Here is a 21123-nt window from a genome sequence, read left to right as displayed (position 1 = left end):
GGGATAGGGTTTTCCCGAAGGGGCGTCAAGGGCGGCCGGGCGTTCCGTGGGGGCGTGCGCGCGCCTCCGGCCGGGCCCTCGCCCCGCGCCGGCCCGGCCCCTGCGTCAGCTCCGCGAGATCAGCCGCGCCGCGTCCGCCAGCGGCAGCAGCGGCGGGCGGCCCGAGGGGGTGGCGAGGTAGCGGGGGCGCCACTCGGGGTCGAACTTCGCCTTGAAGGCGCGCAGCCCCTCGAAATTGTAGAAGCCCCCGCCGTGGCGGTAGATCGTGGTCCCGAACCGGTCCCACAGCCGCCCGCTGCGCTCGGGCGTCAGGCCCGACAGCGGCGCCATGCCCATCGAGAACCGCTCGAACCCCTGCGCCTTGAGCTGGAGCATGGTCTCGGTGAACAGGAACTCCATCGTGCCCGGCGGCGCGGCGTCGGCGTGGCGCATCAGGTCGATGCAGGCGCTGCGGCGCGAGGCGGTGACCATCAGCGTCGCGAAGGCCACCGGCGAGCCGCCGTGGAACACCAGCGCCAGCGGCCAGCGGTTCAGCCAGGCCGGGTCGAACCGGCCGACCGAGAATCCCTTCTCCCGCGCCCCCTTCGCGACCAGCCAGCCGTCCGAGATGGGCTTGAGCTCCGCCAGCAGGGCCGCGTCGTGGGGCGGCTCGACGATCCGCAGGCTCAGCCCGTCGCGCCCCGCCCGCGCGTGGGCCGTGCGCAGCTTCTTGCGCGCCGAGCCCTCGAGCGAGAAGCGGGAGAGGTCGACCACCGCCTCCTCCCCCATCTTGTGCAGCGCGAGGCCGAGCGAGAGCATCAGCGGCACCGCCTGCATCCCCACCTCGTAGAACACCGGCCGGGCGCCGGCGCGGCGGGCGCGGTCGACGAAGGTGAAGGCCACCTCCTCGGCCGCCTCGGCCTCGCCCACCGGCCCGCCGTAGGCGAGCCAGGATCCGCCCGAGACGCCGAACATCACGAAGGCGCTTTCGTCGTCCGAGAGCAGGATCGACTTGTCCCCGGTCAGGGCGAAGCCCGCCTCCGGCCGCTCGCCCGCCAGGGCGATGCGCGCCGCCGTCTGCAGCGCATGGGCGTCGGGGGGCGTGGGGCGGAAGCGGGGGGCGCGCAGCAGCAGCAGCAGCGCCCCCGCGCTGACGCCCAGGCTCACCAGCAGGCCGGCGCGCAGGGCGCGGGGCGCGTTGGCGTCCTCGGCGAACTGCCACCACAGCTCATGGGCGTAGGGGGTGCTCTTGTGGGTGAAGAACAGCACGAAGCCGACCGAGAACACCGCCGCCAGCATCAGCGCGGCCCAGCCCGGCGTCATCGCCGAGTGGGTGAGGACCGAGCGGCGGCGGAACGCCCGGCGGAAGGGCAGCAGGATCGCCACCCCCAGCGCCAGGGTCGCGGCCTGCTCGGGCTCCACCCCCTGCGCCAGCGCCACCACCGCGCCCGCGATCATCGCCCCGATGGTCAGCCACAGCGCGCCCAGGCTGCGCCGCGCGAGGCCGAGCGACACCACCGTCATCAAGGCCCCCAGCGCCGAGGTCAGCAGCGCCGACCCCTCCTGGAAGGCGAGGGGGAAGAACGCCTCCGCCGCCTCGCCCGCCTTGCCCAGCGGCGGCAGCAGGGCCGAGAGCGACATCCACATGCCCGAGCCGAAGACCATCACCGCCAGCAGGAACGGGGCGGCGGGCTCGATGGCGCGGAAGGCGGGCTCGGTCGCCGCGAAGGCGCGCCCCGCCGCGCTCGCCCGCCCGCCGAAGGCGCGCCAGGCCTCGTAGAGCGAGAGCAGCACCAGGGCGGCGGCGAAGGGGGCGAGGTAGTAGATCAGCCGGAACAGCAGCAGCGCGGCCGCCACCGCGTCGACGCCCGCGGCCTTGGGCAGGGCGGCGACGATCAGCGTCTCGAACACGCCCACGCCGCCGGGCACGTGGCTCAGCACGCCCGCCATGGTGGCGGCGGCGAAGATGGCGACGAAGGCGAGGAACCCCGGCGCGCCCTCGGGGAGCAGCAGGTAGAGCGTCAGCGCCGAGAAGGCGATGTCGCCCAGGCTGATCAGCAGCTGCGCCACCAGCAGCCCCGGCGTCGGCGCCTGCAGCGAGAACCGCCCCAGCGTCAGCCGCCGCCGGCTGAGCGAGGCCCAGAGCAGCGGCGCGAGGATCGCGAGCGTCGCCGCGATCGCCCCCAGCCGCACGCTCCCCGGCTCGAGCGGCAGCACCGAGGCCAGCGCCGCCGGATGCACCGCCAGCGCGGTCAACCCGATCAGCGTCGCCGCGATCCCGTAGGCCATGGCGGTGAAGGTCGAGACCGCGGCGATGTCGTAGCCGTCGAGCCCCAGCCCCGAATAGAGCCGCCAGCGCACCGCCCCGCCCGAGATCGCCGACAGCCCCACGGTGTTGCCGAAGGCATAGGCCAGGAACCCGCCCGAGATCGCGACCGGCGCCGGCAGCGGCTTGCCGATGTGGCGCAGCGCGGACCAGTCGTAGGCCGCCAGGCACAGGTATCCCCCCAGCGTCGCCAGAAGGGCCGCGGCGATGGTCCGCCAGGGCGTCTCGCGCACCTGGATCGCCACCTCGTGGATGTCGACGGGGGCCAGCAGGCGGTAGAGCGCGAAGCTCCCCAGGCCGAACAGGAACAGGGCGACGAGGTAGGGCGCCGCCATGCGCAGGCGCGCGAGCCACGAGACCGGGTCCGCGCCTCCCTCTTCGATGTTCGCCTCGCTCACCGCGTCTCCTCCTCGCGCGTCCGCGCCTCCGGGTCCGGTCCTCGCGCCCCGCCTGAGCGCCCTATGACCCGCCGCGCCCGCCGCTGGCAAGCCGGAGGGACGGCGCGGGCGGGCTCAGGGGGCGGGAATATAGCAGGCCGCGCCGTCCGCGACCGCGATGCCGACGGGGCAGGGCGCCGTCGCCCCGGCGCCCTCCGCCGCCCCCGCCGCGCCGCCCGATCCCGCGGCCGGCGTCGCCATGTCCCGGGCCAGCGCGTCGCGGCCCGGCGGCGAGGGGGCGGCGAGGATCAGGCGCGCCCCCTCGGGCGTGCGCTCGCCGCTGTCCCACAGGCGCAGCTCGGCCGCGCCGTCGGCGCTGCGCAGGCCCGCGTCCTGGGGGTGGCCCAGCCAGAAGCGGGGGAACAGCGGCGCGTCCGCCCAGGTCGCCTCGGTCAGGTCGTGCCAGGCGCCGCGCAGGAGGGAGGCGGGGGAGGGCTGCTCGGCCTCCCGCCACCCCGCCGCGCGCAGTCGGGCGACCACGTGGCCGAGGTCGGGCGCCGCGATCACCGCCGCGACCGGGTCGCGCGCCTCGCCCCCCAGCGACTCGACGGCCAGCGGCAGGTCCGCGGTTCCCGCCGCCGCGACCGGGTCCACGATCTCGGGCGGCGCCTCGGCCTGGGCGGCGGCGCGCGGGGGATCGGCCAGCGCCGCCAGCACGCCCGCCGCGACGACCCCCGCCGCCGCCGCCAGCGCCGCGGCCCGCAGGCGCGGGCGCGAGGGGCGCGGCGCGGGGCCGGCCGCGCGCATCCGCTCGGCCACCGCCAGCCCGATCACCAGCCACAGCGTGCCCACCAGCCAGCCGTTCACCACGTCGGACAAATAGTGCTCGATCAGGTAGATCCGGCTGCCTCCGATCAGGAAGGCCAGCGTCGCGCCCAGCACCAGCGCCGTCGTCGGGCCCAGCGCCCGCTCGCGCCAGGCTATCACGCACAGCGTCCCCCAGAAGGCCACCGACAGCGTCGCGTGGCCCGAGGGGAAGCTGCCCGAGGTCTCGACGAAGAAGCCCAGCTCCGGCCGCGGCCGGTCGAAGGCGTTCTTCAGCAGGCGCACCGTGATCAGCTCGCCCGCCAGCGCCACCCACAGCTGCGCCAGCGAGGCGCGCCGCCCCGCGATCGCCAGCGCCGCCGTCGCCCCCGCCAGCATCGCCGTGACCACCGTCCAGTGGCCCAGCTGCGTGACCAGTCCGAAGGCGTGCAGCGCCTGGGGGTTCCAGAAGGCGTGGATCAGCCGCGACAGGCGCAGGTCGGTCTGGGCCACCTGCGCCTCGAACAGGAAGTCGAGCGCCGAGTCCGCCCAGGCCGCCACCACGTAGACCGCCACGGCCGCGAGCGCGGTTAGCGCCAGCCCCTCGAACCGGTCGGTCGCCACGCGGCGGGCGAGGAACCCCGTCAGCCCCGGATGCGCCGCCGCGAGCCGTCGCGCCCAGGGCTTCGCCAGCAGCGCGTCGCGCGCGGCGCCCAGCGCGGCCAGCGCCAGCGGCAGGCCGCGGCGCAGCTGGGTCGAGACCGCCCAGATCAGCGCCAGCGCCGCCAGCACCACCGCGGCGAGGATCGCCGCGCGCTCCATCTGCGGGCCGACCCGCGCCAGCACGTCGCCCAGCGCATAGCCCAGCCCCACATGCACCGCCGCGTAGGGCAGCGCGCTGAGCGCGTTCCAGATCCGGAAGCGCCGCGGCTCCATCCCCGCCAGCGCCGCGGCGAGCGCCGCGAGGCCCGAGACCGGGCCCAGGAACCGCCCCAGCACCAGCGCCAGGCCCCCGTGGCGGCGGAACAGCGCCTCGGCCCGGCGGTAGGCGCCCAGGCGCGCGGGATCCCAGCGCCCGGTCAGCCGCTTGCCCAGCCGCCGGCCGGTCCAGTAGCCCATCTCCCCGCCCAGCGCGGCGCCCACGGCGACGAACCAGGCGAGCTCCACCGGGTTCAGCGTCCCCAGCCGCGCCAGCGCGCCGCCCGCGTCCACCACCAGCGTCCCCGGCGCCAGCACGCCGGTGACGAACCACGCCTCGAGCAGCGCCGCCAGCCCCACGATCCAGTAGGCCCAGACGCCGAGCGCGCCCAGCGAGGGGACGAGATGCGCGATCCAGGCGGTCATGCGGGCGGGCGGTCCATGGGCGGCGATCTCCGGTCCGGGCGGGTGCAGCGCCGGTTACGTCCTCGGGCCGGGGGCGGGCAAGGGCGCGCGGGCCGGATCACGAAATCGCCATGGTCGCGGATCGCCCAGGCGCCCCCGTCGCGCGGCCATCGCCGACAGGACGCGACGGGCGATCGGCGGCCGGACGATCCCGGCCATCCGGTGGCGGAACACGCGAGGGTCGCCCTCAGCGCGCGCCGGCCCGCCGACGGCGGAGCGAGAGGCGGATGCGCTTCTCGGTCTCGATCAGGACGAAGAAGACCACGCCCGTCGCCAGCACCAGCGCGCCGTCCGCAAGCGGCACGGCGCGGGTTCCGAACAGCGCCTGGAGGGGCGGGGCGTAGGTGAGGGCGAGCTGCGCCGCCGTCGCCGCGATCACGCAGGCCCAGACCACCGGCGTCCCCCGCGCCGCCGCCCAGGTCAGCGAGGCGCCGTGAATGTTGCGGATGAAGAACAGGTGGAAGATCTCCAGCACCACCAGGGTGTTCATCGCCAGCGTCCGCGCCAGCGCCGGGTCGCGCCCGCCCTCGATCGCCCAGGCGTAGACCCCGAAGACCGCCGCCAGGAACAGGGTCGAGACCAGCGCCACGTGCCACAAGAGCTCCCCCGTCAGCAGGGGCGCGTCGCGGGGGCGGGGCGGGCGGGACATCGTCCCGCGCTCGGTCGGCTCGAAGGCCAGCGCCAGGCCCAGGGTGACGGCGGTGATCAGGTTCACCCACAGGATCTGCACCGGCGTGATCGGCAGGGCGAGCCCCGCGAACAGCGCCGCGACGATGGTGATCGCCTCGCCCGCGCTGGTGGGGAGCGACCAGCCGATCACCTTCTTGATGTTGTCGTAGGCCGTGCGCCCCTCGCGCACCGCGGCGACGATGCTGGCGACGTCGTCGTCGGCGAGCACGATCTCCGCCGCCTCCCTTGCCGCCGCGCTGCCTTTCAGCCCCATCGCGACGCCCACGTCCGCGCGCTTCAGCGCCGGCGCGTCGTTCACCCCGTCGCCGGTCATCGCCACGGTCAGGCCGCGCGCCTGCATCGCCTCGACCAGCCGCAGCTTGTGGCCGGGGGAGGCGCGGGCGAAGACGTCGACGTCGAGCACGGCCTGCGCCAGGGCCGCGTCGTCCATCGCGTCGATCTCCGCCCCCGTCAGCGCCCGGTCGGGCGAGGCGAGCCCGATCCGCCCGGCGATGGCGCAGGCGGTGGCGGCGTGGTCGCCGGTGATCATCTTCACCCGGATGCCCGCGCGCCGGCACTCGGCCACCGCCTCGGCCGCGGCGGCGCGGGGCGGGTCCACCAGGCCGATCAGGCCCAGCAGGGTCAGCCGCCCCTCGACGTCGCGCCGGTCGAGCACCACGTGCTCGGGCGGCATGGCGCGCACGGCCGCCGCGATCACCCGCTGGCCCTTCGCGGCCATCGCGGCGACCTCGGCGTGCCAGCGGGCGGGGTCCAGCGCCTCGCTCCCCCCGTCCGGCGCGCGCTGGTCGGCGCACAGCGCCAGCACCGCCTCGGGCGCGCCCTTCACGTGGATCGCCGCGCGCCCCTCGTGGTCATGGTCGAGCGTCGCCATCCAGCGATGCGCCGCGTCGAAGGGGATCGCGTCGGTGCGCCGCCAGCGGCGGAAAGGCGCCGGCCCCTCGCCCGCGATGCGGGCGGCCAGCGTCAGCAGCGCCCCCTCCATCGGGTCGCCCTCGATGCGCCAGCCGTGCTCCGCCCCGTCCCCGGAGCCGTCCCCGGCCGCATCCTCGGGCCCATGCAGCGCCGCGTCGTTGCACAGCGCCGCCACCCGGGCGAACGCCTCCAGCGTCGCGGGATCGGCGCCGTCGCCCCGGATCGCGCCCTCCGGCGCATAGCCCTCGCCCTCGGCCTCGACGGCGCCGCCGGTCGAGACCACCGCGACCGCCGCCATCTCGTTGCGCGTCAGCGTCCCGGTCTTGTCCGCGCAGATCACCGAGACCGAGCCCAGCGTCTCGATCGCGGGCAGGCGGCGCACGATGGCGTTGCGCCGGGCCATCGCCTGCACCCCCACCGCGAGCGTGATGGTCAGCACCGCCGGCAGCCCCTCGGGGATCGCCGCGACCGAGAGGCCGACGACCGCCATGAACAGCTCCCCGAACGAGAGCCGCCCCGCCGCCAGCCCCCAGGCGAGCACGCAGGCCGCGACCGCGAGGATGACGGCGGTCAGCCAGCGGGCGAACACGTCCATCTGGCGCAGCAGCGGCGTGGCCAGCTCCTCGACCGAGGAGAGCATCCCGCTGATCCGCCCGATCTGGGTGTCGGCCCCCGTGGCGGTCACCACGCCGCGCCCGGTCCCCGTCGCCGCCAGCGTGCCGCTGAACAGCATCGAGGTCCGGTCCCCCAGCGGCGCGTCGGGCGCGACCGGCTCGGGGGACTTGCGCACGGGCAGGGACTCGCCCGTCAGGATCGCCTCCTCGACCTTGAGGTCCCGCGCCTCGACCAGGCGCAGGTCGGCGGGGATGCGGTCGCCGGCCTCGACCAGCACCAGGTCGCCGGGGACCAGCTCGCCCGCGTCCAGGCTCCGCCGCCGTCCGTCGCGGATCGCCGAGGCCCGCGGCGCCAGCATCACCCGGATCGCCGCCATCGCCTGCTCGGCGCGGCCCTCCTGCACGAAGCCGATGGCGGCGTTGGCCAGCACCACCGCCAAGATCACGCCCGCGTCCACCCAATGCTGCAACGCCGCCGTCACCGCGGCCGAGGCCAGCAGCACGTAGATCAGCACGTTCTGGAACTGGGCGAGGAAGCGCCGCAGCGGACCGGGCCCGCGCGCCTCGGGCAGCCGGTTGGGCCCGTGCCGGGCCAGCCGCCGCGCCGCCTCCGCCTCGCTCAATCCCCCGGCGGGCGCATCCAGCGCCGCCAGCGCCGCCTCGATGGGCAGGGCGTGGAGGGGCGTCTCCGCCGGCCCCGGGGAGCGTTCGTCGGTCTGGGGGGCGATGTCATGCATGGGGCGGGCGACCTCCGTCCGCGAAGAGCGAGGCGACCTCCTCGAGGATCGCCTCCGCGACCGCGTCGACCGCCCGCGCGACCTCCGCGCCGAGCCCGGCGCCGGCGGAGACGTCCCCCGCCTCGATCGCATAGACCCGGCAGACCGGCGGCAGCCCGTCCAGCGCCCGCGCGATCTCCAGCGCCTCGGCGAGCCCCAGCCCGTGGGTCGAGACCGAGCCGACCGCGGCGGGCAGCGGCCCCTCGCCCGGATCGAGGCGCTGCACCGTGCCCGCCGGGGCGCCCGAGCGGCAGGCGTCCGCCAGCACCGCCGCCCGCGCCCCCGCCAGCAGCGCCAGCAGCCCCGTCGCCTCGCCCGCCGCCTCGTGCAGCGAGACGCCGGCCGGCAGCCGCCCGCGCAGCCGGGCCGCGACCGCGCGGCCCGCGCCGTCGTCCCCGCGCAGGGGCTCGCCCAGGCCGATCACCCGGACGGGGGCGGGCGCCTCAGCCATCCGACCCCTCCCGCACGACGTCGAGCCTCAGGAAATGCGTGGCGCAGGAGATGCAGGGATCGTGGTTGCGGATCGCCTGCTCGCAGCGCCTGCGCAGCGCCTCGGTCGCGAGGTCCGGCGCCGCCTCCACCACCTGCACCAGGTCCGCCTCGATGCTCGCCTGGTTCTGGGAGGTCGGCGGCACGATGGTCGCCGCCCGGATCAGCCCGTCGCCCCCGACCTCGTAGCGATGGTGCAGCAGCCCCCGCGGCGCCTCGGTCGCCGCCGCGCCGACCACGGGCCCGGCCAGGGGATCGAGCGGCGGCAGGGGCAGGGCCGAGACCTCCGGCTCGCGATAGTCCTCGACGATCCTCAGGGCCTCGTCGACCGCATGCAGCGTCTCGACCGCGCGCACCACGATGGCGCGGAACGGGTTGCGGCAGACCTCGCCCAGCCCCGCCTCGCGCGCCGCCTCCCGCGCCACCGGCCGCAGGCGCGCCGCGTTCAGCGCATAGCGCGCGAGCGGCCCGACCAGGTAGGCCTCCCCCTCGGCGGTGCGCGAGTGCAGCGCGGTCGAGCGGGCCGTCTGGCTTTCGCGGAACCGTTCGTGAAAGGCGCCCGCCTCGATGTCGAGCCCGCCGGAGGAGGCGATGCGCCCCTCGTTCATCGGGTATTCCCCGGGATGGCGCAGGGCCACGAACAGGAAGTCCCGCTCCAGCTCCGGCGCGGCGAAGCCCGCGGTCCAGCGCACGCTTTCCAGCGCATCGTCGCGGGCGCGCTTCAGATCGTCGGCCAGCTCCGCCAGCTCCCGCCGCTTCGGGGCGCGGTGGAAGCCGCCGACGCGCACGTTGACCGGATGCACCTCGCGCCCGCCCAGCAGGGCCACGATGCGGTTGCCCGCGGCCTTCAGCGCCAGCCCCCGGCGGAAGGCCTCGGGGTGGGCGCGGGCCATCTCCACCGGCCCGTCCAGGCCCAGGAAGTCGGGGGCGTGAAGCAGGTGGACGTGCAGCGCGTGACTCCCGATCCACTCCCCGCAATAGAGCAGCCGCCGCAGATCGCGCAGCGGCCCCTCCACCCGCAGGCCCAGCGCCCGCTCCATCGCGTGCACGGCGCTCATCTGGTAGGCGACCGGGCAGATCCCGCAGATCCGCGAGGTGAGGTCGTGCGCCTCCTCGAAGCCGCGCCCGCGCAGCAGCGCCTCGAAGAACCGCGGCGGCTCGAAGATCGAGAGCTCGGCCGAGCGCACGGCCCCGTCGCGCAGCACCACCTTGAAGGCGCCCTCGCCCTCGACCCGGGCCAGCAGGTCGACCTTGATCGTGCGGGAGGTCATGGCGCGTCCGCCTCCCGGAACTCGGGCGCCCAGGCGGTCACGCCCCGGAACAGCCGCTCGACCTCCGCCGGCGGCAGGCCCATGGCCGCGAGCTGGGTTCTCAGCGCGCCGACGTTCGCCCCCTCCGCCGGGCCGAAGCAGCCGTAGCAGCCGCGCCCGTAGGCCGGGCAGATCGCCCCGCAGCCCGCACGCGTGACCGGGCCCAGGCAGGGCGTGCCGCGCGCCACCGTCACGCAGGTCGTCCCCCGCGCCTTGCAGTCCACGCAGACCGCGTGCCCCGGCAGCCCCGGCCGCCGCCCGGCGAGGAAAGCCGAGATCGCCTCGACCAGCTGCGCCTTCGAGATCGGGCAGCCGTGCAGCTCGAAATCCACCGCCACATGCGCGGCGATGGGGGTGGAGGTCGCGAGCGCGTCCAGAAGCTCCGGCTGCGGATAGACCATCGGCGCGAAGCTTCCCGGTTCGGCGAAGTTGCGCAGCGCCTGGATGCCGCCCGCGGTCGCGCAGGCCCCCAGCGTGACGAGGGTGCGTGAGCGGGCGCGCACGTCGCGGATGCGCGCGGCGTCCGCCGCGGTGGCGATCGAGCCCTCGACCAGCGACAGGTCGAACCTCCCCCGCGGCGCGCCCCCCGCGCCGCGCCGCATCGCCTCGGGGAACCAGGCGACGTCGAGGGCGGCGAAGATCTCAGCCAGCCGGTCCTCGCAGTTCAGCAGCGTCAGCTGGCAGCCGTCGCAGGAGGCGAACTTCCACACAGCCACCCGCGGCCGACGACGCCGGCGGGTCCGCGAGGCGGGCAGGGGGGAGGTTCCGCTCATCTCACAGCTCCCGCACCCGCAGCCGCGGCCCGAGGCGCGAGAGCGGCGCCACCGGCCCGTCGCGGCACAGCAGGTCGCCCCCGAACTGGCAATGGCCGCACAGGCCCACGGCGCATTTCATGTTCCGCTCCATCGACAGGTGGATCGCGTCGGCCGCCACGCCCGCCTCGCGCAGGGCGTCGGCGGCGAAGCGCATCATGATCTCCGGGCCGCAGACGAAGGCGAGCGTGCGCTCCGGCGCGCGGACCAGCCGCGGGATCAGCGCGGTCGCGGCCCCCACGTGCCCGCGCCAGTCCGGCCCGGCGTGGTCGACCGTCGTCTCCACCTCCACGCCCCGCCTGGCCCAGGCCGCGCGGTCGCGCGCGAACAGCGCCTGCGCGGGCGAGCGCGCGCCCAGCGCCAGCGCCACGCGCGCCGCCCGCCGCGGCCGCGCCAGCAGGGCGAGGATCGCGGGCCGCACGGGCGCGAGGCCGAGACCCCCGGCAACCACCAGCGCCTCGCGACCCTCCGCCGCCTCGATGGGCCAGCCCGAGCCGAACGGCCCCCGCAGCCCCAGGACCTGTCCCCGCCGCAGCCCCGCCAGCGCGGCCGAGACCGCGCCGACCGCCCGGATCGTATGCGTCCAGCGCCCCGCGTCGCCCGGATCGCCGCTGAAGCTGACCGGGATCTCGCCCACGCCGAAGGCGGTCAGCATCGCGAACTGGCCGGGGCGGGGCGGGGCGGCGCCACCGGGCGCCTCGACCTTCAGCGTCCAGACGTCCGCCGCCTCCCGCCGCCGGGCCAGGACCCGGGCGACGCGGGGCGCCATGGGGTCCGCGGGGCGCGGCTCAGTCCGCATCGCCATAGAGGTCCAGCGCCTGCATCCGCGCCGCGTGCAGCCGGGAGAGCAGCACCGGCACCATCCGCTTCATCAGCGCATGGCCCAGCGCGGGGTCCGCGTCGCACAGCGCCCGCAGCCGCGCGGCGTCGAGCGCGATCGCCGTCACCGGCTCGGTCGCCGTCGCGTCCCAGCGCCAACGCGCGGGCGGGGCGAGCCAGGAGACGCCGACCACCTCCCCCCCGCCCACCGTCTGGAACACCGTCGGCGCCCGCCCGGGCGAGGCGACCGACAGCGCCGCGCGCCCGCTCTGGAGCAGGTGGACGACGTCGGCCGCCTCCCCCTCGCGCAGCAGCGCCGCGCCGGGGGCGAATTCCGCCCAGGCGGCGCAGGCCGCGATCTCGTCCAGCATCTCCCCCGGCAGCCCCGCCAGCAGCGGATGCGCCGCGAGCTCGGCCGCCGTCGGTTCCTCCATCATCCTGCGTCCTCCCGCGTCTCGGCGCAGGCCGCGCCCTCCCGAGTCGCGGCGAAGGCCGCCATCTCCTCGGTCAGGTCGATGCCCGCCGGGCACCAGGCGATGCAGCGTCCGCAGCCCACGCAGCCCGAGATTCCGAACTGGTCGATCCAGGTCGCCAGCTTGTGGGTCAGCCACTGGCGATAGCGCGCCCGCCCCGAGGTCCGCACCGCCCCCCCGTGCAGGAAGGAGAACTCGGTCGCGAAGCAGCTGTCCCAGCGTTGGTCGCGCCCCGTCTCCCGCCCGGCGAGGTCGCCGACCTCCTCGGTGGTGGTGCAGAAGCAGGTGGGGCAAACCATCGTGCAGGCCCCGCAGGAGAGGCAGCGCTCCGCCACCGCCTCCCACCGCGGATGCTCGGGGTCGCCCAGCAGCAGGCGCGGATCGCCCGGGGGCATCGCGCGGCCCATGCGGGCGGCGGCCTGCACGCCGACCTGCTCGGCCGCCGCGATCTCGTCCGCGCGCGCCGGACGGGCGGGCAGGCGGGCCAGCATCGCGCGCCCCGCCTCCGACGCCGCCCGGACAAGGAAGCGGTGGTCGCCCGCCGGATCCAGCTCGGTCAGCGCCAGGTCGTGGCCGCCCCGCGGCTCGGGCCCGCCGCCCATCGAGGTGCAGAAGCAGGTGGCGGCCGGATCGGCGCAGGTCACGGCGACGAGGAACGCCCCCTCGCGCCGCGCGGCGTAGCGGGGATCGACGAACTCGCCCCCGGTCAGCACCCGGTCCTGCACGGCGATGGCGGCCAGCTCGCAGGCCCGCACGCCGATGAAGGCGAAGCGGGCGTCGGGCAGGGGCTCGGGGCGAACCTCCGCCGTCTCCCGCCCGTCCTCCTGCCCCAAAGTCGCGGTCCACAGACGCTCCCGCGGCGGATGCAGGAAGCGCTTCCACGACTGCGGGCCCACGGCGTAGCCGAACAGCGCCCCGTCGCCCCGCGGCGCCAGGCGATAGCGGCCGGGCGCCTGGTCGTCGCCCCAGCCCCGCGGCAGATCGGCGGTCGAGGCGACGTCGTCGTAGACCACCGCCCCCTCGCCCAGGGTCGGGCCGATCACCCGGAACCCGTCCGCCGCCAGAGTCGCCAGCAGCGCGTCGAGCCCCGCGGGCGAGAGGATCGAGGCCCCGGCCTCCACGCCCGGAGCGGCGGCGGCGCGCGCGCTCATCGCCGCGCGCGCCGCGTCGCGGGCAGGGCGGGGATCGCCAGGGGCGGGGCGGGGTGCATCGGATCCTCCCGGATGCGTTGTGCCGAGACGCCGCCAGACTACCACCGCGGCGCCCCGATCGGTTTGACCCATGTCATCGCGCGCGCCCGACGCCCCGCCTTCCGCGCCCCCGCCGCGCACTTGACCCGCATCAAGGCGCCCGCCCGCCCGGGGCGCGATCCTGCCCCCAACGCGCCCGACCCGAGGCGCGGCCGAAAGCGCCCGGCGCCGGGCGCGGTGGGAGCGGACGTCTTGACCCGGTGGAACCCGACCCTCGTCCTCCAGCTCGTCTTCGCGCTGGCCTTCGTCGTCGCGGTGCAGGCCTTCGTCGCCGGCTCCCGCGAGGTCGAGCCGATCCCCTACAGCGATTTCCGCGCCGCCCTCGCCGCGGGCGAGGTGACCGACCTCGTGGTCGCGGGCGACGACATCCGCGGCAGCTGGCGCACGCCGCGCGACGGCGCCACGGGCTTCCGCACCCGCCGGGTGGACGACGCGTTCGCCGCGGAGCTCGACGCCGCGGGGGCGAGCTACCGCGCCGCCCCCGACGCCTCCTGGCTCGCCGCGCTCGTCTCCTGGGTGGCGCCCGCGGCGATCTTCGTGGGCCTGTGGTGGCTGGTCCTGCGCCGCATGGCGGCGGGGGGCGGCGCGGGCGGGGGCCTGGGCGGGCTGATGTCCGTGGGCCGCAGCCGCGCCAAGGTCTACGTCGAGACCGAGACCTCGGTCACCTTCGCCGACGTCGCCGGCGTCGACGAGGCGAAGGAGGAGCTGCAGGAGCTGGTCGAGTTCCTGCGCGCCCCGCAGGAGCATGCCGTCCTCGGCGCCCGCGCCCCCAAGGGCGTGCTGCTGCTGGGCCCGCCCGGCACCGGAAAGACGCTGCTCGCCCGCGCCGTCGCCGGCGAGGCGGGCTGCCCGTTCTTCTCCATCTCCGGCTCCGAGTTCGTCGAGATGTTCGTGGGCGTCGGCGCCGCCCGGGTGCGCGACCTCTTCGAGCAGGCCCGCGCCAAGGCCCCCGCGATCATCTTCATCGACGAGCTCGACGCGCTCGGCCGCGCCCGCGGCGCCGGCCCCGCCTTCGGCGGCCATGACGAGCGCGAGCAGACCCTCAACCAGCTGCTGACCGAGCTCGACGGCTTCGACGCCTCCGCCGGCGTGGTGCTGCTGGCCGCCACCAACCGGCCCGAGATCCTCGACCCCGCCCTCCTGCGCGCGGGCCGCTTCGACCGCCAGATCCTGATCGACCGCCCCGACCGCACCGGGCGCGAGGCGATCCTGACGGTCCACCTGGGCAAGGCGAAGCTCGGGGCCGACGTGGATCCCGCCGCGCTCGCGGGCCTGACCACCGGCTTCACCGGCGCGGACCTCGCGAACCTTGTGAACGAGGCCGCGTTGCTCGCCACCCGCCGTCGGGCGCAGGCGGTGGAGATGTCCGACTTCACCCGCGCCATCGAGCGCATCGTGGCGGGCCTCGAGAAGCGCAGCCGGCTGATGAGCCCGAAGGAGCGCGGCATCGTCGCGGTGCACGAGACGGGGCACGCGCTGGTCGCCCTGTCGTTGCCGGGAGCGGACCGGGTCCACAAGATCTCGATCATTCCGCGGGGCGTCGGCGCGCTTGGCTACACGATCCAGCGCCCGACCGAGGACCGCTGGCTGATGACCCGCGCGGAGCTGGAGCGCAAGCTGGCGGTCCTGCTGGGCGGGCGCGCGGCCGAGGAGGTGGTCTTCGGCCACCGCTCCACCGGCGCCGCCGACGACCTGGGCAAGGCCACCGACGTCGCCCGCGCCATGGCCGCCCGCTATGCCATGGCCGAGGAGCTGGGCCCCGTCGCCTGGGAGACCGACGCCCCCAACCTGCTGGGCCTGCCGGGCGAGCCCTCGGGCCGCGCCCCCGTCAGCCAGGCCCAGGCCGAGCGCCTCGACGCAGCGGTGACCGAGATCCTGACCCGCGCCTACGCCACCGCCCGCACGGTGCTGGAGCGTCGCCGCGCCGAGCTCGACCGCGTCTCCGCAGCCCTGCTGGCCCACGAGACGCTGGAGGAGGCCGACCTCCTCGCCCTTCTCGACGCGCCGCCGCCCGCCGACCCCGCCGAAACCCCGGGGGCCGTCGCCGCCTCGACCGAGGCCCCCTCGGCCCCCGACGCCGAACCGGAGGGGCGGCGCGATCCCTCTCCCCTCCCTCCGCAAGGACCGAACCCATGACCGCCGATCCCGCGCTCGCCGCACCGCTGGAGACCTTCTCGCGCCGCGACGTCGGCCGGGTGGGGGGCAAGAACGCCTCGCTGGGCGAGATGCTGGGCGCGCTCGGCGGGGCCGGGGTGCGCGTGCCCGGCGGCTTCGCCACCACCGCCGACGCCTTCCGCCTCTTCACTCGCACCAACGGCCTCGACCGGCTCGCAGCCGAGGCCCTCGCCAAGCTGGAGCGGGGGGAGGAGACGCTCGAGCGGACCGGCGCCGCGATCCGCGCGGCCTTCCTCGCCGCCGACCCGCCCCCCGCGCTCGCCGAGGCGATCCGCGCCGCCTACGCCGACCTCTGCGCGCGCGAGGGCGTGCCCGACCTCCCCGTCGCCGTGCGCTCCTCGGCCACCGCCGAGGACCTGCCCGACGCCTCCTTCGCCGGCCAGCAGGAGACCTTCCTCAACGTCTGCGGCGAGGCCGCGGTGCTCGACGCCTGCCGGCGCTGCTACGCCTCCCTCTACACCGACCGCGCCATCGCCTACCGGCGCATGAAGGGCTTCGACCGGGTCGAGGTCGCGCTCTCGGTCGGGGTGCAGCGCATGGTGCGCGCGGACGAGGGCGGCTCGGGCGTGATGTTCACGCTGGACACCGAATCCGGCTTCGACCGGGTGGTGCTGGTCGACGCGGTCTGGGGCCTGGGCGAGACCATCGTGCAGGGCGCCTCCACCCCTGACGAGCACCAGGTCTTCAAGCCCCTGCTGGACCGCGCGGACCTCTCGCCCATCGTCTCCCGCCGCCTCGGCGCGAAGGAGCGGCGCATGAGCCTGCGCCCCGATGGCACGCCTCAGACCGGCCCGACTCCGCCCGGGGACCGCGCCCGCTTCGTCCTCTCGGACGCCGAGGCGCTGGAGCTTGCGCGCACCGCCGTGACCATCGAGGCTCACTACGGCGTGCCGATGGACATCGAATGGGCCCGCGACGGGCGCGACGGCGCGCTCTTCATCGTGCAGGCCCGGCCCGAGACGGTGCAGTCGCGCGCCGCCGCCGGCGCCCTGCGCACCTGGAAGATCGGCCGCAAGGGGCCGCGCCTGCTGACTGGCCTGGGCGTGGGCGAGGGCGTGGCCGCGGGCCCCGTTCAGCGCATCGACGATCCGCGCGACATCGCGCGCTTCCGCGACGGCTCGGTCCTCGTCACCTCCACCACCGATCCCGACTGGGTGCCGGTGATGAAGCGCGCCGCGGCCATCGTCACCGACCACGGCGGGCGCACCAGCCACGCCGCCATCGTCAGCCGGGAGCTGGGCCTGCCCGCCGTCGTCGGCGCCGGCTACGCCACCGAGATCCTCCAGGAGGGGGAGCCCGTCACCGTCTCCTGCGCCGAGGGCGACCAGGGCTTCGTCTACGAGGGCGTCGCCGAGTTCGAGGCCCGCGACCTGAGCGTCGAGGACCTGCCGAAGACCCGCAGCCACGTGATGCTCAACCTCGCCGACCCCTCCGCCGCCTTCCGCTGGTGGCGCCTGCCGGCCGACGGCGTGGGCCTCGCGCGCATGGAGTTCGTGATCTCCAACCACGTGCGCGTCCACCCCATGGCGCTGTGCCGCCCCGAGAAGGTGAGCGACCCGGAGACCCGCGAGAAGCTCGCCGAGCTCACGCGCGGCTTCGACGATCCGCGCGACTATTTCATCGAGACGCTGGCCGGCGGCCTCGCGCGCATCGCGGCCGTCCTGCACCCGCGCCCGGTCGTGATCCGGATGAGCGACTTCAAGACCAACGAATACGCCCACCTCCTCGGCGGCGCCGACTTCGAGCCGGAGGAGGAGAACCCGATGATCGGGTTCCGCGGCGCCTCGCGCTACTACTCCGCCGACTACCGGGAGGGCTTCGCCCTCGAATGCCGCGCCATCCGCCTCCTGCGCGAGGAGATCGGCTTCGACAACGTCGTGGTGATGATCCCCTTCTGCCGCACGGTCCCCGAGGCCGACCGGGTGCTGGCCGAGATGGCCGCGAACGGCCTGCGGCGCGGCCGGGCGGGGCTGAAGGTGTGGATGATGTGCGAGATCCCCTCGAACGTGATCCTGGCGGAGGACTTCGCGACCCGCTTCGACGGCTTCTCCATCGGCTCCAACGACCTCACCCAGCTGACCCTGGGCGTGGACCGGGACTCCGACCGCCTCGCCGGGCTCTTCGACGCCCGCGACCCGGCGGTGACCTGGATGATCCGCACCGTGATCGCCAAGGCCCACGCCGCGGGCGTCGAGGTCAGCTTCTGCGGCCAGGCCCCCAGCGACGATCCCGCCTACGCCCGCCTGCTGGTCGAGGCGGGGATCGACGGCCTGTCGGTCTCCCCCGACAGCTTCCTGAACGTGAAACGCCTGGTCGCGGAGGCGGAGGCCGGGCGCGCGCCGGCCTGATCCTCCGGCGCGGCGACGCGGGGCAGGGGGGCGGGTCTCAGTCCCGCCCGCCCTCGCCCTCGGCCTCCGCCTCGGCCGCGCAGTCGGCGGCCACCTGGGCGCGCAGCTCCGGCGGCAGGCGGTCGAGCGCCCGGCCCAGCCGGCGCATCTCGCGGCGCAGGCCGTGGAGCTGGTCGAGCAGCGACAGCACCACGGGCAGGGCCTCCTCCCCGATCTCCAGCTCGTCGCTCAGCCGGGTCAGCAGGCGCAGCCGCTCGACGTCGAGCGCGTCGAACACCGGCCCCCGCGCCCCCTGCGCCGGGCGCACCCAGCCCTCGGCCGCCCAGATCCGCACCCGGGCGACGGCCACGCCCGCGCGGGCGGCGGCCTCGGTCTCGTCGATGCTCATGTCCGCCTCCTCAGCTCGGCGCGCGGGTCGTAGGCGTGGGACGCCTTCCAGCGGCCCATGAACTCGGCGAGCTCGGGGTCGATCGTCTCGGGCATCACGATCTTCACGCTCACCTTCTGGTCGCCCGCCGGGCGGCCCGCGGGCTTCACCCCCTTGCCCCGCAGCCGCAGCGTCTTGCCCGAGGACGTGCCCGCCGGCAGGGTCATCGTCACCTTGCCGGTGACGGTCGGCACCTCCACCTTCGCGCCCAGCACCGCCTCGTCGAGGGTGATGGGCAGCTCCAGCAGGATGTCGTCGCCGTCGCGCGAGAACACCGGATGCGGGCGGATCGAGACCTCGACCAGCGCGTCGCCGTTGGGCCCGCCGTTGAAGCCGGGCAGGCCCTGGCCGGGCAGGTGGACCACCTCCCCTTCGCGCACGCCGGCCGGGATCGTCACCTCGAAGGCCTGGCCGTCGGGCAGGCGCAGGCGTCGGGTCGCGCCGTAGACGGCGTCGAGGAACTCGACCTCCAGCGCCAGCCGCAGGTCGCCGCCGCGCATCCGCGGCCCGCTTCGCGCGCGCCCCTCCCCGTGGGGACCGCCGTAGGGACCGCCATGGGGGCCCTGGCCCCCGGCCTGCTGGCCCCGCCTGCGGAACATCTCGGCGAAGACCTCGGACATGTCCGCGAAATCGTCGTAGCCGCCCGAGGCGTCGTAGCGCTCGCCCCCCGGGCCGCCGGCGTGATGGCGCCAGTACTCTTCGCGCGGGGTCTCGGCGCCCGCGCCGTCGATCTCGCCGCGGTCAAAGCGGGCGCGCGTCTGCGGGTCGCCCAGGATATCCCAGGCGGCGCCGATGCGCTTGAAACGGGCCTCCGCCTCGGCGTCGCCGGGGTTGAGGTCGGGGTGCGTGGCCTTGGCGAGCTTGCGCCAGGCCGCGCGGATCTCCTTCTCGGTCGCGGTCTTCGCGACGCCCAGCACCTGGTATGGATCCGGGGGCGCGCCGTGATCGTGCATCCTGCCTCCCTTGCGCATCGGGGCGGCGGCCGCGACGGCGGCGCCTGCCTTCGCGCCCATCCCACACCCGCGCGCCCGCCCGCGCCTTGACCGGGATCAACCCTCGCGCCTCCCGCCCGCATCGGAATCCTTGGCGGCCGCAAAGGTCTCGGCTAGGGTTTCATCGGCATTTCCGCATAGAGGAATGCATGAATATACAGAAAGGGAGGTCCCCATGTCCGCGCCGCGTCTCGCGCTCGCCGTCCTTCTCCTCGCCCTCGCCGTCTTCGCCGCGCCCCCCGCCGCCCAGGCGCAGGACCCCGTCCGCGTGGCCTTCCACGTCGACGAGAACGATCCCCAGCTGATGAACATGGTCCTGAACAACGTCCAGAACCTCTCCGCCCACTACGCCGCGCAGAACCGCCCGGTGCAGATCGAGGTCGTCGCCTACGGCCCCGGCCTGAACATGTACCGCGCGGATTCGAGCCCGGTGAAGGACCGCATCTCGCAGATGGCCCTGTCGATGGACTCGCTGACCTTCTCGGCCTGCGAGAACACCCTGCGGGGGATGGAGAAGAAGTCCGGCGGCCCCGTCGCCCTGATCGACGAGGCGACCCTGACCCCCTCGGGCGTGGTGCGCCTGGTGGAGCTCCAGGCCGACGGCTGGGCCTACGTGCGCCCCTGAGCGGCCGGACGACCCCGCCCGCCTCCGGTCAGCGCAGCAGCGGGCCGGAGGCGAGCAGCACCCCCGCCGAGATCAGCCCCGCCGCGGGCGCCGTCACCACCCAGGCCGCCAGGATGGTCAGGAAGTGGGAGCGGCGCACCAGCTTGCGGCGGCTGCGCTCCTCGGGCGGGTGGCCCAGCGCCTGCTTGCCCTGCGCGGCCTCCCGCGCGCGGCGGGCCTCCTGGTGCTCGCGCAGGAAGCCCACGCCGAAGACCCCGCCGATGGCCACGTGGGTCGAGCTCACCGGCAGCCCCATCCAGGAGGCGAGGATCACCGTCGTGGCCGCCGACATCGCCACGCACCAGGCGCGCGGCGGACTCAGCTTGGTGATCTCGTCGCCCACCATGCGCACCAGCCGCGGGCCGAACAGCAGCAACCCCAGGCTGATCCCCAGCGCCCCGATCGCCATCACCCAGGCCGGCGGCGCGACCGAGCCGTCGACCGCCCCCTCCTGCGCCGCGCGCGCGATGGCCGCCAGCGGCCCCACCACGTTCGCCACGTCGTTGGCCCCGTGCGCGAAGGACAACAGCGCGGCCGAGACCGCCAGCGGCAGCCGGAACAGCGCCTTCATCGAGCGGGGCCGGTTCTCCATCCCCGCGCTGCGGCGCGCGACCAGCGGGCGCAGGACCAGCCAGGTCGCGAGGCCCACGCCCAGCCCGACCGCCAGCGCCTGCCAGCCCCGAACGGGCACGAGATGCGAGACCGCCTTCAGCGACAGGTAGGCCGCGAAGACGCCCGCCATCATCGCCACCAGCGCCGGCGTCCAGCGCCGGCCCGCGTCCAGCGGATCCTCGGCCGACTTGATGCGGGTCTGCAGGAACCACAGCAGCGCCGCGGCCACTGCGCCCCCCATGACCGGCGAGGCGACCCAGCCCAGCGCGATGGTCGCGACCGCCGCCCAGTTCACCACGCCGAGGCCCCCGCCCGCGAGGCCCGCGCCCAGCACGCCCCCCACGATGGCGTGGGTGGTCGACACGGGCGCGCCCAGCCAGGTCGACAGGTTCACCCAGATCGCGGCCCCGATCATCGCCGCGATCATCGCGTGCATGAACACCTGCGGGCGGTCGAACCCCTCCAGCCCCACGATCCCGCCCGAGATCGTGGCCACCACGTCGCCGCCCGCGATCACGGCGCCCAGGCTCTCGAACGCGGCGGCGATCAGCAGGGCGCCGCCCATGGTCAGCACCCGCGCGCCGACCGCCGGGCCCACGTTGTTGGCCACGTCGTTGGCCCCGATGTTGAGCGCCATGTAGGCGCCCACGCCGGCGGCGGCGATCAGCGTCCAGGACGAGCCGCTGGGCGTCAGCACCGCCGCCGCCGCCGCGCAGGCCAGCGCGATGAACACCAGCGCCGCCCCCGGCGCGATCAGCGGACGCGAGATCAGCTGCCCGCTCAGCTCCAGCCGACCGAACCGCTTCAGATCCTTGTCCAGCGTGCGCCACTGGTTGCTGTCGGGTTCCTCGTCCACGCGCGCCCTTTCGGCCTCTCCTCGCCGCGCCGCCC

At 75.8% G+C, this 21123-nt stretch carries 15 protein-coding genes; 3 read left to right on the top strand and 12 right to left on the bottom strand.

Annotated elements, in window-relative coordinates; genetic code table 11:
* Positions 1-105: 105 nt before the first annotated feature.
* The 9 genes from mprF to P2H44_RS04600 form a co-directional block, all read right to left on the bottom strand.
* Positions 106-2703 (bottom strand): bifunctional lysylphosphatidylglycerol flippase/synthetase MprF, encoded by a 2598-nt coding sequence (gene mprF / locus P2H44_RS04640; protein ID WP_275762276.1) that lies wholly within the window; start codon positions 2701-2703, stop codon positions 106-108.
* Between the two features lie 114 nt (positions 2704-2817).
* Positions 2818-4830, bottom strand: coding sequence for a bifunctional DedA family/phosphatase PAP2 family protein (locus tag P2H44_RS04635; RefSeq protein WP_275762275.1), 2013 nt, complete (start codon positions 4828-4830; stop codon positions 2818-2820).
* A 226-nt stretch (positions 4831-5056) separates the two neighbouring features.
* Positions 5057-7822 (bottom strand): HAD-IC family P-type ATPase, encoded by a 2766-nt coding sequence (locus P2H44_RS04630; protein WP_275762273.1) that lies wholly within the window; start codon positions 7820-7822, stop codon positions 5057-5059.
* Entirely contained in the window at positions 7815-8312 is a 498-nt protein-coding gene (locus P2H44_RS04625) for a hydrogenase maturation protease (protein WP_275762272.1), read from the bottom strand. The genes P2H44_RS04630 and P2H44_RS04625 overlap by 8 nt, the downstream gene beginning before the upstream one ends.
* Positions 8305-9621, bottom strand: a complete 1317-nt coding sequence (locus P2H44_RS04620) for a Ni/Fe hydrogenase subunit alpha (protein ID WP_275762271.1) — start codon at positions 9619-9621, stop codon at positions 8305-8307. Before P2H44_RS04620 ends, P2H44_RS04625 begins: the two co-directional genes overlap by 8 nt.
* Positions 9618-10433, bottom strand: a complete 816-nt coding sequence (locus P2H44_RS04615; protein ID WP_275762270.1) for an NADH-quinone oxidoreductase subunit B family protein — start codon at positions 10431-10433, stop codon at positions 9618-9620. Before P2H44_RS04615 ends, P2H44_RS04620 begins: the two co-directional genes overlap by 4 nt.
* Position 10434: 1 nt before the next feature.
* Positions 10435-11241 carry an FAD/NAD(P)-binding protein gene (locus P2H44_RS04610; RefSeq protein ID WP_275762269.1) on the bottom strand — a complete coding sequence of 269 codons (807 nt, stop codon included), beginning with the start codon at positions 11239-11241 and terminating at the stop codon, positions 10435-10437.
* Positions 11242-11260: 19 nt separating this feature from the next.
* Positions 11261-11728, bottom strand: coding sequence for a cyclic nucleotide-binding domain-containing protein (locus tag P2H44_RS04605; RefSeq protein WP_275762268.1), 468 nt, complete (start codon positions 11726-11728; stop codon positions 11261-11263).
* On the bottom strand, positions 11725-12915 hold the full coding sequence (locus P2H44_RS04600) for a 4Fe-4S dicluster domain-containing protein (protein ID WP_275762267.1): 1191 nt from the start codon (positions 12913-12915) through the stop codon (positions 11725-11727). Before P2H44_RS04600 ends, P2H44_RS04605 begins: the two co-directional genes overlap by 4 nt.
* A 291-nt stretch (positions 12916-13206) precedes the next feature.
* Between P2H44_RS04600 and ftsH the strand changes: the two genes are divergently transcribed.
* Positions 13207-15150, top strand: a complete 1944-nt coding sequence (gene ftsH / locus P2H44_RS04595; protein ID WP_275762266.1) for an ATP-dependent zinc metalloprotease FtsH — start codon at positions 13207-13209, stop codon at positions 15148-15150.
* Positions 15147-17537 carry a phosphoenolpyruvate synthase gene (gene ppsA, locus P2H44_RS04590; RefSeq protein WP_275762265.1) on the top strand — a complete coding sequence of 797 codons (2391 nt, stop codon included), beginning with the start codon at positions 15147-15149 and terminating at the stop codon, positions 17535-17537. Before ftsH ends, ppsA begins: the two co-directional genes overlap by 4 nt.
* Positions 17538-17574: 37 nt before the next feature.
* Here the strand turns inward: ppsA and P2H44_RS04585 are convergent, their stop codons facing one another.
* Entirely contained in the window at positions 17575-17925 is a 351-nt protein-coding gene (locus P2H44_RS04585) for a chaperone modulator CbpM (protein ID WP_275762264.1), read from the bottom strand.
* Positions 17922-18917, bottom strand: coding sequence for a J domain-containing protein (locus P2H44_RS04580; RefSeq protein WP_275762263.1), 996 nt, complete (start codon positions 18915-18917; stop codon positions 17922-17924). Before P2H44_RS04580 ends, P2H44_RS04585 begins: the two co-directional genes overlap by 4 nt.
* Before the next feature lie 214 nt (positions 18918-19131).
* On the opposite strand from P2H44_RS04580, the gene P2H44_RS04575 reads away from it, so the two are divergent.
* Positions 19132-19581: a DsrE family protein gene (locus P2H44_RS04575; protein WP_275762262.1), complete on the top strand. Its 450-nt coding sequence runs from the start codon at positions 19132-19134 to the stop codon at positions 19579-19581.
* A 28-nt stretch (positions 19582-19609) separates the two neighbouring features.
* On the opposite strand, the gene P2H44_RS04570 is transcribed toward P2H44_RS04575, so the two are convergent.
* Complete coding sequence (locus tag P2H44_RS04570) at positions 19610-21088, bottom strand: inorganic phosphate transporter (RefSeq protein WP_275762261.1); 1479 nt, start codon at positions 21086-21088, stop codon at positions 19610-19612.
* Positions 21089-21123 lie beyond the last annotated feature (35 nt).

The organism is Albimonas marina (assembly GCF_029223255.1).
Taxonomy (GTDB): domain Bacteria; phylum Pseudomonadota; class Alphaproteobacteria; order Rhodobacterales; family Rhodobacteraceae; genus Albimonas.
This window is presented reverse-complemented; position numbering and strand designations above follow the sequence as displayed.

Coding starts and splice junctions, on each gene's coding strand:
- P2H44_RS04635 (WP_275762275.1), bottom strand. CDS start 4,830: ATGACCGCCTGGATCGCGCATCTCGTCCCCTCGCTGGGCGCGCTCGGC.
- P2H44_RS04630 (WP_275762273.1), bottom strand. CDS start 7,822: ATGCATGACATCGCCCCCCAGACCGACGAACGCTCCCCGGGGCCGGCG.
- P2H44_RS04625 (WP_275762272.1), bottom strand. CDS start 8,312: ATGGCTGAGGCGCCCGCCCCCGTCCGGGTGATCGGCCTGGGCGAGCCC.
- P2H44_RS04620 (WP_275762271.1), bottom strand. CDS start 9,621: ATGACCTCCCGCACGATCAAGGTCGACCTGCTGGCCCGGGTCGAGGGC.
- P2H44_RS04615 (WP_275762270.1), bottom strand. CDS start 10,433: ATGAGCGGAACCTCCCCCCTGCCCGCCTCGCGGACCCGCCGGCGTCGT.
- P2H44_RS04610 (WP_275762269.1), bottom strand. CDS start 11,241: ATGGCGCCCCGCGTCGCCCGGGTCCTGGCCCGGCGGCGGGAGGCGGCG.
- P2H44_RS04605 (WP_275762268.1), bottom strand. CDS start 11,728: ATGATGGAGGAACCGACGGCGGCCGAGCTCGCGGCGCATCCGCTGCTG.
- P2H44_RS04600 (WP_275762267.1), bottom strand. CDS start 12,915: ATGAGCGCGCGCGCCGCCGCCGCTCCGGGCGTGGAGGCCGGGGCCTCG.
- ppsA (WP_275762265.1), top strand. CDS start 15,147: ATGACCGCCGATCCCGCGCTCGCCGCACCGCTGGAGACCTTCTCGCGC.
- P2H44_RS04585 (WP_275762264.1), bottom strand. CDS start 17,925: ATGAGCATCGACGAGACCGAGGCCGCCGCCCGCGCGGGCGTGGCCGTC.
- P2H44_RS04580 (WP_275762263.1), bottom strand. CDS start 18,917: ATGCACGATCACGGCGCGCCCCCGGATCCATACCAGGTGCTGGGCGTC.
- P2H44_RS04575 (WP_275762262.1), top strand. CDS start 19,132: ATGTCCGCGCCGCGTCTCGCGCTCGCCGTCCTTCTCCTCGCCCTCGCC.